At 68.7% G+C, this 14,761-nt stretch carries 12 protein-coding genes; 8 read left to right on the forward strand and 4 right to left on the reverse strand.

The features are described from left to right. The 3 genes from C8258_RS21975 to C8258_RS21985 all read left to right on the forward strand — a co-directional run. The coding region (locus C8258_RS21975) for an amidohydrolase family protein (RefSeq protein ID WP_146161304.1) at positions 1 to 278 on the forward strand (278 nt) is incomplete at its 5' end. Next, the gene (locus tag C8258_RS21980; RefSeq protein ID WP_106956835.1) at positions 275 to 1,219 is read left to right on the forward strand and encodes a hexose kinase; all 945 of its coding nucleotides are present in this window, start codon (positions 275 to 277) and stop codon (positions 1,217 to 1,219) included. The genes C8258_RS21975 and C8258_RS21980, both read left to right, overlap by 4 nt. Before the next feature lie 238 nt (positions 1,220 to 1,457). Further along, positions 1,458 to 1,940 carry a hypothetical protein gene (locus C8258_RS21985; protein WP_106956836.1) on the forward strand — a complete coding sequence of 161 codons (483 nt, stop codon included), beginning with the start codon at positions 1,458 to 1,460 and terminating at the stop codon, positions 1,938 to 1,940. A 23-nt stretch (positions 1,941 to 1,963) separates the two neighbouring features. On the opposite strand, the gene C8258_RS21990 is transcribed toward C8258_RS21985, so the two are convergent. Continuing rightward, complete coding sequence (locus C8258_RS21990) at positions 1,964 to 2,965, reverse strand: XdhC family protein (RefSeq protein WP_106956837.1); 1,002 nt, start codon at positions 2,963 to 2,965, stop codon at positions 1,964 to 1,966. A 201-nt stretch (positions 2,966 to 3,166) separates the two neighbouring features. Then, positions 3,167 to 4,312, reverse strand: coding sequence for a lipase family protein (locus C8258_RS21995; protein WP_106956838.1), 1,146 nt, complete (start codon positions 4,310 to 4,312; stop codon positions 3,167 to 3,169). A 502-nt stretch (positions 4,313 to 4,814) separates the two neighbouring features. Here C8258_RS21995 and aceA point away from each other — a divergent pair. The 4 genes from aceA to C8258_RS22015 all read left to right on the forward strand — a co-directional run bounded on the left by aceA (position 4,815) and on the right by C8258_RS22015 (position 10,076). Further along, a complete protein-coding gene (gene aceA / locus C8258_RS22000) occupies positions 4,815 to 6,107 on the forward strand; it encodes an isocitrate lyase (RefSeq protein ID WP_030518801.1) in 1,293 nt (430 codons plus the stop codon). Positions 6,108 to 6,351: 244 nt separating this feature from the next. Further along, positions 6,352 to 7,224, forward strand: coding sequence for a 3-hydroxybutyryl-CoA dehydrogenase (locus C8258_RS22005; RefSeq protein WP_106956839.1), 873 nt, complete (start codon positions 6,352 to 6,354; stop codon positions 7,222 to 7,224). A 283-nt stretch (positions 7,225 to 7,507) separates the two neighbouring features. Beyond that, positions 7,508 to 9,835, forward strand: coding sequence for a 5-methyltetrahydropteroyltriglutamate--homocysteine S-methyltransferase (gene metE, locus C8258_RS22010; protein ID WP_106956840.1), 2,328 nt, complete (start codon positions 7,508 to 7,510; stop codon positions 9,833 to 9,835). 43 nt (positions 9,836 to 9,878) lie between these two features. After that, positions 9,879 to 10,076 (forward strand): Rv0909 family putative TA system antitoxin, encoded by a 198-nt coding sequence (locus tag C8258_RS22015; protein ID WP_036506129.1) that lies wholly within the window; start codon positions 9,879 to 9,881, stop codon positions 10,074 to 10,076. 72 nt (positions 10,077 to 10,148) lie between these two features. Here C8258_RS22015 and C8258_RS22020 read toward each other — a convergent pair whose 3' ends face one another. Both C8258_RS22020 and C8258_RS22025 read right to left on the reverse strand, forming a co-directional pair. Next, positions 10,149 to 11,648: an aldehyde dehydrogenase family protein gene (locus C8258_RS22020; RefSeq protein WP_106956841.1), complete on the reverse strand. Its 1,500-nt coding sequence runs from the start codon at positions 11,646 to 11,648 to the stop codon at positions 10,149 to 10,151. Beyond that, positions 11,645 to 13,276 carry a GMC family oxidoreductase gene (locus C8258_RS22025; protein ID WP_106956842.1) on the reverse strand — a complete coding sequence of 544 codons (1,632 nt, stop codon included), beginning with the start codon at positions 13,274 to 13,276 and terminating at the stop codon, positions 11,645 to 11,647. The genes C8258_RS22020 and C8258_RS22025 overlap by 4 nt, the downstream gene beginning before the upstream one ends. A gap of 543 nt (positions 13,277 to 13,819) precedes the next feature. On the opposite strand from C8258_RS22025, the gene C8258_RS22030 reads away from it, so the two are divergent. Further along, on the forward strand, positions 13,820 to 14,731 hold the full coding sequence (locus C8258_RS22030; protein WP_146161305.1) for an SMP-30/gluconolactonase/LRE family protein: 912 nt from the start codon (positions 13,820 to 13,822) through the stop codon (positions 14,729 to 14,731). The last annotated feature ends 30 nt before the right edge of the window (positions 14,732 to 14,761 follow it).

A 14,761-nucleotide genomic window follows, 5' to 3' on the forward strand; every position in this document is an offset into this window, starting at 1 on the left:
CCCGCCGCCTGCATGGCATCGGTCACCAGCGCCACGCGGTGCCGGGCGGTGCGCTGGCCGGAGGGACCGCGACCCAGTTGCAGTGCCTGCGCTGGGCGGTGCACGAATGCGGTGTGAACCTGGTCGACGCGGTGCGCGCGGCGGCGGCCACACCGGCGGCCGCGATCGGCGCGACGGCGGTCGGTGATCTGCGGCCGGGGATGTCCGCCGACGTGCTGGTCGTGGATTCGGATCTGGAGTTGCGTGCGGTGCTGCGGCGAGGACAGTGGTTGAGGTGATTCTGACCGTGACGCTGAACCCGGCCTACGATATGACCTATCGCGTCGAGAACTTCGAACCCGGACGGGCGCATCGGGTTTCGTCCGTAGAGCAGCGTGTCGGCGGTAAGGGCATCAACGTCACACGCGTGCTCAATCAGATCGGTAAATATTCGCGCGCAACGGGTTTCGCCGATCACACGTTCTCCGCGGCCGCCGAACGGGAACTGCCGGTGGATTTCGTGCACGCGCTGCCGTGGGTGCGCCGCACCGTCGTGATCAGCGAATGTCACGACGGTTCGGCGACCTCGCTCTGGGAACCGGGGGCACGGCTCACCAATCCGGATGCGGTGGATCAACTACTGGTGCGGGTGGGCGGGCTGGTCGGTGAGGCCGGCGGCATTGTCGTCTCCGGATCGCTGCCCGGCGGCGTCCGCGCGTCGCTGCCCGCCGACCTGGCCCGCATCGGCATCGACGCCGGAGTTCCGGTGATCTGCGATGTGGACGGTCTCGCCCTCGAAGCCGCCGCCCGGGTACCCGGGGTGATCCTCATGCCGGACCTCGACGAACTCACGGGACTGACCGGCGCGCACCCGGCCACGACCGAGGAGGTGGCCGCGGTGGCCGCCGTGCCGGTGGACGCGGGCGCGGCAGCGGTGATCGTGACCCGCGGCGCGGACGGCATGGTCGCGGTGACACCGGAGGGCGCGTGGTCGGCCGCCCTGTCCGAGCCGCTGTCCGGTAATCCGACCGGCGCCGGTGATGCCGCGGCCGCCGCGGTGATCGCCGCGCTGGCCGGACCCGACCGGCCGGAATGGCCCGCGATCCTCGCCGACGCGGTTGCCACCTCGGCGGCGGCGGTGGTGATGGCCGTGGCCGGCGAGATCGACCTGTCGCTGCGGCAGCGGGTGCTCGCAGAGGTCGTGGTCGAGAAGCTGGCCGATCCGGCCGGCGACCGCTGACACTGTCGGCTGGGCGCTGTGGGGCGTCGGGTCACACGGCATCGGTCACACGGCCGGCGCACGGATTTCGCCGCGCCGTGCGTATGCGGAGGCCGGGGCGGCGCAGAGCGGTACATTTCGAACGGGCTTTGTCGTCGTCCGCGCGCCGTGGGCCGATGTTCGGTGCCCCGGACCGCCGAAACAGAGGATCGCCGAAACACCAGGATCGTCGAACCGGAGTTCCGGAAGAGGTGAGCTGATGCCCGACCCCGCACCAGACCCCGCTGCCACCCCCGAGCCGGTCGCAGACACCGACACCGACCCGAGCCCTGGCCCCGCCCTCGAGTCCGCTCCCGACCCGGTCGCCGCACCGCCGGCCGACGACGTATCGGTCTACCGGATGCCCTTCGCGGTTCGGGCGGCGCAGGTACTCGCGCTCGGACTGGCCGCGGTCGGCATCGGCTGCACCGTCACCGCGGGCTGGCTGTCCGGCTCGCATGTCGCACTGATCACCGGGCTGTCGTTCATCGCGAGCTGGGTACTGGGCGCGGTCGCCCTGGCCTTCGGCGCCGTCGGCGCGAGCATCCGGATCGGCGCGGTGCTGCTCGCCGTACTCAACGCACTGTGGACGGTGCCCTCGATCGTCGTGGGCCGCCCGCCCGGCTGGCTCGGGCCCGTGGTCTCGGTGCTGGTCGTCGGGTTGCTGCTGCGACGTTCGGCACGTGACTGGTTCGAACCCTAGAAGTCGCCGACCCGCGGCGCCGATCAGGAGGCGGCGGCCGTGGCGTGTGCCGGGGTCCGGCGCGACCCCGCGGACCGCACCGCGAGCAGTTCGGCCGCGATCGCCACGGCGTGTTCCATCGGAGTGCGGGCGCCGATGTCGAAGCCGGCCGGTGCGTGCAACCGTGCCAGTGTGTCGGCGCCGAATCCGCCGGCCTGCAAGGCCTCGAGCCGATGGTCGTGTGCCGAATGTGAGCCGAGCGCACCCAGATAGCCCAGTTCGGGCAGCCGCAGCGCGACGGTGAGCAGGGGGATCTCGAACTTCGGGTCCTGGGTCGCGGCGACGATCGCGGTGGTCCGGTCGATGGTCCCGGCGCCGGCCTGGGCGTTGAGGTAGCGGTGCGGCCAGTCCACCACCACCTCCGCGCCCGGGAACGACGCGGGAACGGCGAAGGCCTCGCGCGGATCGCAGATGGTCACCCGATAGCCCAGCAGCCGGGCCTGGGTCGTCAAGGCGGCGGCGAAGGTGTTGGCGCCGAAGATGATCAGTCGCGGCGGCGCGGTGTGGGAGGAGACGAACACATCCGATTCCGGCAGCGACACCAGCTCGGTGTTGTGCCGGCGGTCGGTGACCAGATGCTGGCCGATCACCTCCGGATCGCTGTGCCACACGACGGTGAACACCGTGACCGGCTTGTGCCGCGCGATATCCCCGGCCACCGCCGCGAATTCCGGAAAGTCGTTGCGGGAGAACGGTTCCACGAACACGTCGATGGTCCCGCATTCGGCGCTCACCTCGAATCCGGAGGTCGCGTCGAAACGCCGCAACTCCCGGTGACCGGTGCGCGCGGCCTCCACCGCGGCCTCGTAGACGGCCGCCTCATAGCAGCCGTCGGAGACCGATCCGTGCACACCGCCGTCGGGGTCGACGAGCATCGCCGAGCCCACCGGTAAGGGGGAGCTGCCGAAGGTACGGACCAGGGTTGCCAGGCCGCCCGTGCGGCCGCTGTGCCAGACCCGTAGCAGGTCCTCGACGATGTCACGCATCACATGCTCCCGATCAGCGTGCGCGAGTGGGCGGGCCCGCCGGTCGTCGCGTCCCGTCGCCAGATCGTCACACGTGAGGGCGAGGATAACCGCTCTCGTGCGCGGCGTCGTGTCGGTAATGGGAATTCCCCGACGGGCACCGATCGGCGCGGGAATCCGGCTGTGAAATAGCACAACCGAATAACCGACCGGATTGTCCTGTCAGGCGAACAGGCCGCGAACGAACGGCAACGAATCGACCAGTGAGGCGTTGACCGTGCCGCTGTGATCGGTGGGATAGACCCGGAAGGTCAGCGGCTGCCGGTTGGCGGCCAGAACTCCCGCGTAGCGCAGCGTCTCGGGGGTGATCACATCGGTGTCGCGCAGGCCCTGACCCATGAAAAGCGGCCTGTCGTAACCGGTTTCGGGCAACCCGAGGTAGCCGGCCAGCAAACCGTGCAGATCCGGAATCTGTGCCAACGGGCGGGTGAACAGATCGCCGATCACCACACCGGCGGCGGCCAGATCGTCACCGAGCGGAAGGAGGCATTCGTCCTTCGCGCGGTCGAGCCAGTCCCGGCCCGAGTCGTTCAGGAAGGATTCGATGCCGAGTTCGGGGAATGTGGTGCGCAGGCCGTTGAGGATGTAGAGCACGTAGCCGGTGGTGTGCGGGCTCAGCTTCACCGGCGGGATGCCCGGGCCCAGTGGCATCAGGATGTCCTCGATATAGGCCGGCACACCGGTGCCGACCGCGCCTCGGTAGTCCAGCTCCGGCCCGCCGAATTCGGTCGCGTAGCGCGCGGTGAACATCGCCGCGCCACCACCCTGCGACTGGCCGACCACCACCCATTTGCGTGACAGCTGCGAGTAGTGGCCGACGGCGGCTCGCACGGCGTCGACCACGTTGTGCGCCTCGACGACGCCGTTGAGGTACGGGTGGTCGCCGGGCGTGCCGAGGCCCGCGTAATCGGCGGCCACGATCGCATAGCCCTGCTTCAGCCAGGTGCCCAGATAGGTCCAGTCCCGGTCCACATCGCCGGGGCCGGCGATGCTGTAGGCGCAGCTGTCGCCCAGGCCGACGGTACCGTGCGCCCAGGCGACGACCGGCCAGCCGCCGGCCGGGGCCGGTCCCGGCGGGAAGTACACCGCGGCGCTCGCGAGGGTCGGCTGGTTCCCGACCGTGCTCGTCGTATAGAGGATGCGCTGGGAATCCACGGAGCCGGGCAGCGTCGCCGCCGCGGACAGCGGCTCCACCGATTGCACCGCCGGCGTGTCCGCCGCGGCGCCGGGCGCCTCGATCACGGCGGCCGTCGCGGCCAGTGCCAGGGAGCAGGCGACGCCCGCGATCGCGGTCCACAGTGTGCGCATCGTGTTCCTTTCCGGGTTCCGGTGCCGACCCCCGGGGCACGACGATCAGTGTCGCAGCCGGTCGGCCGGGCCGCCGAGGTATGTCCGAATCGTACGGAGCCGGGAGTGGCGCGGCGCACACCGAGGGCGGCTGCCCTCGCTTGTGAAGGTCCTCACAGTCGGCAATGCGTGCTCCCGAATCGTCGCGGTGGTAAGGCTCACTGAAACAGTACGGGCGTTACGTAAAACCGCATGTCAGCCCTACTCGCCAGTAGAAGTGGGGCGTGCAATTAACAGGCAAATTTTGCAGGCTTAGCAAAGACCCCTGCAAAGCTAGCGGAGATTCACACTTGCAACAGGTAGACGGCAATTTTTAGTTGTGCCATCGTGTGGAAGTACACCCGTTGGGCATAGCAACCCTGCAAATTGCCGCTCCAGCAGAGTTCGGACATCGCGACCCGTAGTCGGCGCGGATGTCCGGCGAGCGGGCAACCGAGACCGAACGAAGAAGTGGAGTCATCAGATGTCGAACGTCGGCACCCCGAAGACCGCTGCGGAGATCCAGAAGGACTGGGACACCAACCCGCGCTGGAAGGGCATCACCCGCGAGTACACGGCCGAGCAGGTCGTGCAGCTGCAGGGCAATGTCGTGGAAGAGCACACGCTTGCCCGCCGGGGTGCGGAGCTGCTGTGGGAGGGCGTCAACGCCGAGGGCGAGTACATCCACTCGCTCGGCGCTCTGACCGGTAACCAGGCCGTGCAGGCCGTGCGTGCCGGCCTGAAGGCCATCTACCTGTCCGGTTGGCAGGTCGCCGGTGACGCGAACCTGTCCGGCCACACCTACCCGGACCAGTCGCTGTACCCGGCCAACTCGGTGCCGTCGGTCGTGCGCCGCATCAACAACGCGCTGCTGCGCGCCGACGAGATCGCCAAGGTCGAGGGCGACACCTCCGTCGACAACTGGGTCGTGCCGATCGTCGCCGACGGTGAGGCCGGCTTCGGTGGCGCGCTGAACGTCTACGAGCTGCAGAAGGCCATGATCGCCGCGGGTGCCGCCGGTACCCACTGGGAGGACCAGCTGGCGTCGGAGAAGAAGTGCGGCCACCTCGGTGGCAAGGTGCTGATCCCCACCCAGCAGCACATCCGCACCCTGACCTCGGCTCGCCTGGCCGCCGACGTCGCCGACACCCCGACCGTCGTCATCGCCCGCACCGATGCCGAGGCCGCCACCCTGATCACCTCCGACGTCGACGAGCGCGACCGTCCGTTCATCACCGGTGAGCGCACCGCCGAGGGCTTCTACCACGTCAAGAACGGCATCGAGCCCTGCATCGCGCGTGCCAAGGCCTACGCCCCCTACTCCGACCTGATCTGGATGGAGACCGGTATTCCGGACCTCGAGGTCGCGCGGAAGTTCGCCGAGGGCGTCAAGTCCGAGTTCCCGGACCAGCTGCTGGCCTACAACTGCTCGCCGTCGTTCAACTGGAAGGCGCACCTGGACGACGCCACCATCGCGAAGTTCCAGCGCGAGCTGGCCGCGATGGGCTTCAAGTTCCAGTTCATCACCCTGGCGGGCTTCCACTCGCTCAACTACGCGGCCTTCGACCTGGCCTACGGCTACGCCCGCGAGGGCATGACCGCCTTCGTCGACCTGCAGGAGCGCGAGTTCAAGGCCGCCGCCGAGCGTGGCTTCACCGCCATCAAGCACCAGCGTGAGGTCGGTGCCGGCTACTTCGACACCATCGCCACCACCGTGGACCCGAACACCTCGACGGCGGCCCTGAAGGGCTCCACCGAAGAGGGCCAGTTCCACTGAGATAACTCGGTCGCCCCTTTCGGGCGACGGTGATACCGACCCGGCGGCGACCTGTCGCCGCCGGGTTACCTCACCACCCGACATGGGCACTCCTGCAACGAGTGTCCGAAGCCCTTCCCGTCCGAACAGCCCCGGCGGGGAGGGCTTTTCCCTATAACTGAAGTCACCTCCCTATAACTGAAGTGACCGAAGGGTGTGAGCCCCTTCACCCAATCCACCGCCACACAACCAGCAGGAGCGGGACGTGAGCAGCAGCGAAAAGATTCAGCGCGTCGGAATCATCGGCGCCGGACAGATGGGCGCCGGAATCGCCGAGGTCTGCGCCCGGGCGCATGTCGATGTGCTCGTGTTCGAACAGACCCGGGAACTGGCTGCCGCCGGCCGCGCCCGCATCCTGCGATCGCTGGATCGCGGTGTGAGCAGCGGCAAGATCACCGAGCGGGAGCGCGAACAGGCCGCGTGGCGGCTGCGGTTCACCTCCGACCTCGGTGACTTCGCCGACCGGCAGCTGGTCGTCGAGGCCGTCGTCGAGAGCGAAGACGTCAAGACCGCGATCTTCAGCGAGCTCGACAAGGTCGTCACCGACCCGGATGCCGTGCTGGCCTCCAACACATCCTCGATCCCGATCATGAAGATCGCCGTCGCCACCAACAACCCCGAGCGGGTCGTGGGCATGCACTTCTTCAACCCGGTGCCGGTGCTGCCGCTCATCGAACTCGTGACCACCCTCAAGACCAGCGAAGCGGTGTCCGCGCGCGCCGAAGCCTTCGCGGGTGAGGTCCTCGGCAAGCAGGTCGTGCGCTCCGCCGACCGCTCCGGCTTCGTCGTCAACGCGCTGCTCGTGCCGTACCTGCTCTCGGCCATCCGCATGGTCGAATCCGGTTTCGCCACCAAGGAAGACGTCGACAAGGCGATGGTGCTCGGCTGCGCCCACCCCATGGGTCCGCTCGCCCTGACCGACCTGGTGGGCCTCGACACGGTGAAGTCGATCGCCGACTCCATGTACGCCGAATTCAAGGAGCCGCTCTACTCGGCGCCGCCGCTGCTCATGCGCATGGTCGAGGCCGGGCTGCTGGGGAAGAAGACGGGAGCGGGCTTCTACCAGTACAACCGCTGACCGATCGGGCTCTCAACAGAGCTTCGCCCCGCAGGACTCGCCAACCGTTGACGGGAATCGTGCTTGTCGACTTCTCGGTCGGCACGGAGCGAGTCTTACGAGCGACCGTTCGCGGCCGGCTCGTCGTTCGGGTGCCGCTGCGTAGGCGACGAAGGAGCAAGCAGTGGTGCCCGAACGACGAGCCCTGGGGGCCGCGAACACGCCGGAGCGAAGCGGAGGCCAAAAAACACAGGCATAAGCTGCAGTAAGGTCCTCGACCGCAGCTCGAAAGGGAGTCCCGCTCATGGTCAACGTCACCGACGGTTTCGGATCGAGCATCCTGGGTTACCCGCGGATCGGTCCGCACCGGGAGCTCAAGCGCGCACTGGAGTCCTACTGGCACGGCACCCTGTCCCGCGAGGAGTTGCTCGCGGTCGGGCGCGAGATCCAGGACACCCAGTTCTCCGAGCTGGCCGCGACCGGACTGACGCAGGTACCCGGTAACACCTTCTCCTTCTACGACCACATCCTCGACAACGCGCTGCTGTTCGGCGCGGTCCCGAAGCGGTTCGAGTCATATCGCGAACAGCTGCACCCGCTCGACTTCTACTTCCTGATGGCGCGCGGCCGGCCCGATCTGCCGCCGCTGGAACTGGTCCGGCTGTTCGGCACCAACTACCACTACCGTCAGCCCGAACTCGACGCCGATACCGAATTCTCGCTGCATCCCGAGGCGTTGCTGGAGGAGTGGGATCGGGCGATGGACCGCGGTATCGAACTGCGGCCGGTGGTGCTGGGCCCGCTGTCGCTGCTGCTGCTGTCGAAGGCCGGGCAGGTGCCGGGTGAGACCGAATTCGACAAGCTGACCCTGCTGGACAAGCTGCTGCCGGTCTACGAACAGCTGCTCGAGATCCTGGCCAAGCGCGGTTCCACCTGTGTGCAGTTCGACGAGCCGTGCTTCACCAGTGAGCGCACCCCGGAGGAGCTGGCCGCGTTCGAGCGGGCCTATCAGCGACTGTCGACGTCCGCGCTGCGTCCGCGCATCCTCGTCACCGGCCAGTACGGCGATTTCGCCGAGGCCGTGCGGATTCTGGCGGGTACCGCGGTGGAGGCGATCGGCCTGGACCTGGCCAGCCACCGCACCCGGCCCGAGGAACTCGCCGAGATTCCCGGAATCCGGCGCAAGCGGCTCTACGCCGGCGTGATCAGTGGCACCAACGTCTGGCGTGCCGACCGGCTGGTCACCCTGGAATACCTCAACGCGCTGTCGAAGGTGTGCCCGGACCTCGTCGTGTCCACCGGGACCACGCTGCTGCACGTGCCCTACGACCTGCTGGTCGAATACGATATCGAGGGCAATGTCGCCGACCGCCTGGCCTTCGCGAAACAGAAAGTGCTCGAGGTCGTTTCGCTGGCGAAGGCGCTGACGGAAGTGCATCGCGGCGGGGAAGGGGGCGAGACCGCGGCGAAGTGGGCCAAGCGGCCGACCTCGGTGCACTTCAAGCAGAAACATGCTGTGCGGCAACGGGTTTACGCGGTGACCCCGCAGATGCGCGAGCGCGAACCGTACGAGGTGCGCGCCAAGGCGCAGCGGGAGCGGCTGAATCTGCCGCTGGTTCCGGCGACCACGCTCGGTTCCTTTCCGCAGACCGACGCGGTGCGCCAGGCCCGCTACGACCTGGGCGAAGGCCGGCTGTCCTACGAGGAGTACCGCAAGCGCATCGAGGCCGAGATCGAGTCGACCATCCGCCTGCAGGAAGACATCGGCCTCGACGTGTTCGTGCACGGTGAGCACGAACGCAACGACATGATCCAGTACTTCGCCGAACTGCTCGACGGTTTCGCCACCACCCACTTCGGCTGGGTGCAGGTCTACGGCTCGCGGTGCGTGCGGCCGCCGATCATCTACGGCGACGTGTCGCGGCCGAAGCCGATGTCGGTGGAGTGGATCACCTACGCGCAGTCGCTCACCGACAAGCCGGTGAAGGGCATCGTGACCGGTCCGGTGACGATGGTGGCCCGCTCGTTCGTGCGCCAGGACCAGCCGCTGTACGAGACCGCCGATCAGGTGGCGCTCGCGATCCGGGACGAACTGGCCGATCTCGAGAAGGCCGGCGTGGCGATCATCCAGGTCGACGAACCGGCGGTCCGCGAGCTGCTGCCGCTGCGACCCGACGGGCGCACCGAATATCTGCGCTGGGCGGTCAACGCGTTCCGGCTGGCGACCTCCGGGGTGCGCCCCGACACCCAGATCCACACCCATATCGCCTACTCGGCCCGCTCCGAAATCGTGCGTGCCATCGAGGAACTCGACGCCGACGTCACCGCCATCGTCGCGACCCGCTCCCTGGAATGGGTGCTCAAGGCGCTGACCGAGGATGTGGAGGAGGGGCACGGCCTGAGCCACGGCGTGGGTCCGGGTGTGTACGAGAGCCGTTCGGCGCGCATTCCGGACATCGACGAGATCGACGAATTGCTCACCGCCGCAGCCGAAGCCGTGACACCGCAGCGGCTGTGGGCGAATCCGGACGGCGGTTTGAAGACTCGCCACTATTGGCAGCTGGACCCGTCGCTGCGCAATATGGTCGCCGCGGCTCGCCGGGTGCGGCGCCGCGCCGAAGCGGCTGAATAGGCGTTAGCCTACGAATACTGTTTCGAGATCAGGAGAACCGCTCATGGGTATGTTCGACCAGCTCAAGGATGCCGCCGGTAAGGCAGCCGACCTGGCGGCCAAGAATGCCGACAAACTCGACCCGGTGATCGACAAGGTCGGCGATCTGGTCGACAAGCAGACCAGCGGCAAGTTCGAAAAGCAGGTCGACGCCGCGCAGCAGGCCGCGAAGAAGGCACTGCACGAGCAGACCGGAAAGTAGTCCACACAGGTCGTACACAGCATGAAGGCCACGCCCGGCTCCGCGCCGGACGTGGCCTTCGTGCTGTGTGGATCAGTGCCGGCCGAACAGCAGCGCCATCAGAGTGGCCATGGTGTCGTCGGCCTTCTGTGTGCGATCGAAGGTCGTCAGGGCGAGTAGCGAGGGGAAGCGCTGCCGCGCGACGGCGTGTGCGTAGGTGAATTCACGCAAGCCGTCGGGGCCGTGGATGCGGCCGAAGCCGGAGTCGCCGACACCACCGAAGGGCAGCGACGGAATCTGCGGGAAGGTGAAAACCGCGTTGACGCTGACCATTCCGGTGCGCAGCCGGTCGGCCAGTTCCCGCCCGCGTGCCTTCGAGAACACGGCCGCGGACAGCCCGTAGCGGCTGTCGTTGGCGCGGGCGATCGCGGTATCCATATCGGGCACCTTCGCGACGGTCAGGGTGGGCCCGAAGGTTTCCTCGGTGACGGCCGGGGCGTCCTCGGGCACGTCGACCAGCACGGTCGGCTGCACCACCTGCCCGACGATGGAGTCGGCGCCGCCGGTCAGCGCCCGTCCGCCCCGCGCGACGGCGTCCTCGATGTGGCGGCGGATCACCTCGAGCTGTTTCGGCATCGTGATGGGGCCGATCTTGGCGCCCGAATCATTGCCCGCGCGTTGTTGTTTCGCCTTCGTCACCAAGGTCTCGACGAAGGTGTCGTAGACGCGCTCGTGCACGTAGACCCGTTCGGTGCCGATACAGGACTGACCGGCATTGGCCATCCCGGCCCACAGTGCGGCGTCGGCCGCGGCGTCGAGATCGGCGTCGGCGTCGACGAGCAGCACATCCTTGCCACCGCATTCGGCGACCAGCGGCGTGAGGCTCTCGGCGCAGGCGGCCATCACCTTCTTGGCCGTCGCCGTGGAGCCGGTGAAGGCGATCTTGTCCGCACCCGATCGGCACAGCGCGGCACCGGTCGGCCCCTCGCCCGTGATCAGTTGCAGCACCGGCTGTTCCGGGACGACCTCGGCGAACATGTCGACCAGCCAGCGCCCGACGCCGGGGGAGTATTCGCTGGGTTTGAACACCACGGCGTTACCCGCCGCCAGCGCGTACACGATCGAACCCAGCGGCGTGAACACCGGATAGTTCCAGGGCCCGATCACGCCGATGACGCCGAGCGGCTTGTACTCCACCGACGCCGCCTGGTTGATCGTGAGCAGTCCCACCCGGGCGCTCTTGCGGCCCAACACCTTCGGAGCGTTGCGGCCGGCCCACTTCAGATGGTCGAGACTCAGCGCCACCTCGAGCGCGGCATCGGAATACGGCTTACCGGTCTCGTCGTGCATCACCGCGGCCAGCTGCCGCATCCGCCTGGCCAGCAGTCCGGCGAATCCGGCCAGGCGCCGGGCCCGTTCGGCGTAGTCGAGGCCGGACCACCAGTCGTATGCCGTGCGGGCTCGGGCCACCGCCGCCTCGACATCGGCCTCGGTGTGGATCGGGTAGGTGCCCACCACCTCGCCGGTACCGGGATCGTGCACGTCGAAGGTGGCGTGCGTGTCGAGCTCGCGGATCTCGTTCACTGTCGTCATCGGGTGGCCTCCTTCGTCGCGGTGCCGGTGGTGGCCGACGGGGTGCGGCCGAGGATCAGGTCGGCCGCCTTCTCGCCGATCATGACGGTCGGCGCGTTGGTATTGCCGCGGACGATGCGGGGCATGACCGAGGCGTCGACCACGCGCAGTCCGCTCACGCCGTGGACGTGCAGTTCGGGGTCGACCACCGCGGTCTCGCCGGTACCCATGGCGCAGGTGCCGACGGGGTGGAACAGCGTCTGCGTCCAGCGGGCGATATGGGCCCGCCAGCCGTCCTCGTCGATCCGGTCGGCGTCTTCGGGCAGGTAGGAGCGGTCGAGGTGGGCGGCCAGCGGCTGCTGCCGCGCGATCTCGAGCAGTTGCCGGCAGCCGGCGAGCAGGGCATCCGCATCGCGCGGGTCGGAGAAGTAGGCCGGATCTATCTCCGGCTTCCACAGCGGATCCGCCGACCGCAACCGCAACCGGCCGCGGCTGTGCACGTCGACCAGCGTCGGCCCGGCGGTGAACATCGGAGCGATGTTCTCGTGAAAACCGTTGTCGTAGAACGCCGTCGGCGCGACGTGGTACTGGATGTCGGGACCCTCGAGGCCCTCGCGGGTGCGCACGAATCCGCCGCCCTCGCCGACATTGGAGGTCAGCGGCCCTCGACCGAGGGCCTGCCACTGCGCGAGCCGGAACGGGGTCTCGAAATCGGCGAGATCGGAGACGCCGCGGGTGCGCCACAGAATCGGGGTCACCGGGTGGTCGTGCAGGTTCTCGCCGACGCCGGGCAGGTCCACCACCACATCGATGCCCAGGTCGCGCAGATGCGCCGCGGGCCCGATACCGGAAAGCATCAGCAACTGCGGCGAATTGACCGCACCGCCGGACAGCAGTACCTCGGCCTCGGCGTGCACCGTGTGCTCGCTGCCGTGGCGGCGATAGCTGACGCCGACCGCACGGGTGCCGTCGAGTACCAGCGCGGTGGCGTGCGCCTCGGTCCGCACCGTCAGATTCGGCCGGTCCAGCGCCGGGCGCAGATAGCCGTCGGCGGTGGACCAGCGGCGGCCGTTGCGATGGGTGACCTGATAGCGGCCCACACCCTCCTGCGTCGCGCCGTTGAAGTCGTCGGTGCGGGGCAGGCCCGCGGCCGCCGCGGCGGCGATCCAGGCATCGGTCAGCTCGTGGGTGAAGCGGCGGTTCTCGACGTGCAGCGGGCCGTCGGTGCCGTGATAGGGCGAACGCAGGCCGGTGTTGGTCTCCGACCGCACGAAATAGGGCAGAACGTCCTCGTAGCTCCAGCCGACCGCGCCGAAGTCGCGCCGCCAGCCGTCGTAGTCGGCGCGATTGCCGCGGATGAAGATCATCGCGTTCATCGACGAACAGCCGCCCAGCGCCTTCATCCGCGGCCAGTACGCGCGCTGGCCGCCGAGATGTTTCTGCGGCGTGGTCTCGTATCGCCAATCCCATTGGGTGCGAATCAATTTCCCCCACGCCGCCGGTATCTTGATCTCGTCGGCACGGTCGTCGGGACCGGCCTCCAGCAGCAGGACCGAGACCTGGGGATCCTCGGTGAGGCGATGGGCGAGGACGCAGCCCGCGCTCCCCGCTCCGATGATGATGTAGTCGAACGATTCACGGTCGGGCACGCGAGGACCTCCAGCACGGTTGCCGAACACCGACACGGATCCGGCCGGGCCGACCTGCGGTGACAGCCGTAGAGACCGTCCCGGACCCGGTTCCAGGGTCGACCTTACGCTGTGCGGGGCGGTCGGGAGCGGAGTTCGGTGCCGGCGAATCGAGGCGGGAGCCGGCGGGGTCGGGCGGGGCGCGGACGGTGGGTCCTAACGCCTCGGAATGTCAAGGTACACAGTCGCTTACAGGCCACGCGACCTATATGAGCCGGACTGCGGTCGACCGCGGCCCCCACTGCCGTGTTGCGGCGGGCTGCTGTGCGGGTGTGGTCGGTGTGCCCGAGCCCGGGCGTCTCCGGACCGCGGCACGTAGGATTCGGCCGGACCCGCCGACCGGTCCGGGTGGCGTCGACGCCCGGGCGCGAAGACGGTCGCACGGGTATGCAGGCGAACGGCAGGAGGGCCGTGATGGGTGGTTCGTTCCCGTGGGCTGCACACCGCGGCCGGCGACGGATCTCTCGGCTCGGCCGGGCCGGTGCGAACCGCGTCGGACATGTCGTGGGTGTGGGTGTCCTCGCGACAGTATGGGTGAGCGCCGCGGCCGTGCTTCCGGCCGCGCTCGCCCCGGTGCACGCCGAGGCGCCCGGCTGTCCGGCCGCATCGGTGGAGCAGGTGCTGCCCGCCTCGGCTCCGCTGCTGGATTTCGCGGAGAACCTCGGCTACGACGCCCGAGGTAACCTCTGGGTCTCGCGGGTCTTCCGAAATGTGGTGCAGCGCTACGATTCCGCGGGCCATGTCACCGCGGAGGTGCCGGTGGACGCGCCCGGCGCCATCCGGCTCGGGCCCGACGGTGCGCTGTACGTCGTCTTCGGCGACTCGTCGGCCGGACTGCTGCCCGGCGCGCACAACTCCGGCGTGGTGCGATTCGATCCCGGCGCAGACCATCCGGTGCCGCAGGTCTACGTCTCCGGTCTCGGCATGGCCAACGGCGCGACCTTCGACGGGGCGGGCAATCTGTATGTCGCCGATACCGCGCACGGCGTGGTGAAGGTGCGGCCCGGCGGCTCCGTCGACGCGGACTGGACCGCACGCGCGGCCGCCTCCGGCGTGAACGGCATTGTATTGCAGGGTAATTCGCTCTACGCGACTCTCTATCAGAGCCTCGACGGCCGCATCGTCCGCATCCCCGTCGACGCTCCGCAGGCGCAGACGACCGTCGCCTCGGTCACCGTCGGTGCTCTCCCGCTGACCGCCCTGCCCGACGATCTCACCGTGGGCCCGGACGGCATGCTGTACGTCGCGACCACGACCGCTCGCGTGGTCCGCGTCGACCCGGCCACCGGCGGGGTCTGCACGGTCGCCGACCTGGGCGTGCCGGCCACCTCGGTCTCGAGAATCCCCATCGACGACCGTGCGCTGCTGGTCACCACGGGAACGGGCAGTGTGCTTCGCGTGGTCCTCGGCGCGTGAGGTTGGTCGGTGCCGGTGCGCCGATGACCG

It is taken from the genome of Nocardia sp. MDA0666, from assembly GCF_003023875.1.
GTDB lineage: Bacteria > Actinomycetota > Actinomycetes > Mycobacteriales > Mycobacteriaceae > Nocardia > Nocardia aobensis.

Excerpts from the sequence above, each read along its gene's own strand:
- C8258_RS21985 (WP_106956836.1), top strand. The coding sequence starts at position 1,458 with ATGCCCGACCCCGCACCAGACCCCGCTGCCACCCCCGAGCCGGTCGCA.
- C8258_RS21990 (WP_106956837.1), bottom strand. The coding sequence starts at position 2,965 with ATGCGTGACATCGTCGAGGACCTGCTACGGGTCTGGCACAGCGGCCGC.
- C8258_RS21995 (WP_106956838.1), bottom strand. The coding sequence starts at position 4,312 with ATGCGCACACTGTGGACCGCGATCGCGGGCGTCGCCTGCTCCCTGGCA.
- aceA (WP_030518801.1), top strand. The coding sequence starts at position 4,815 with ATGTCGAACGTCGGCACCCCGAAGACCGCTGCGGAGATCCAGAAGGAC.
- metE (WP_106956840.1), top strand. The coding sequence starts at position 7,508 with ATGGTCAACGTCACCGACGGTTTCGGATCGAGCATCCTGGGTTACCCG.
- C8258_RS22015 (WP_036506129.1), top strand. The coding sequence starts at position 9,879 with ATGGGTATGTTCGACCAGCTCAAGGATGCCGCCGGTAAGGCAGCCGAC.
- C8258_RS22020 (WP_106956841.1), bottom strand. The coding sequence starts at position 11,648 with ATGACGACAGTGAACGAGATCCGCGAGCTCGACACGCACGCCACCTTC.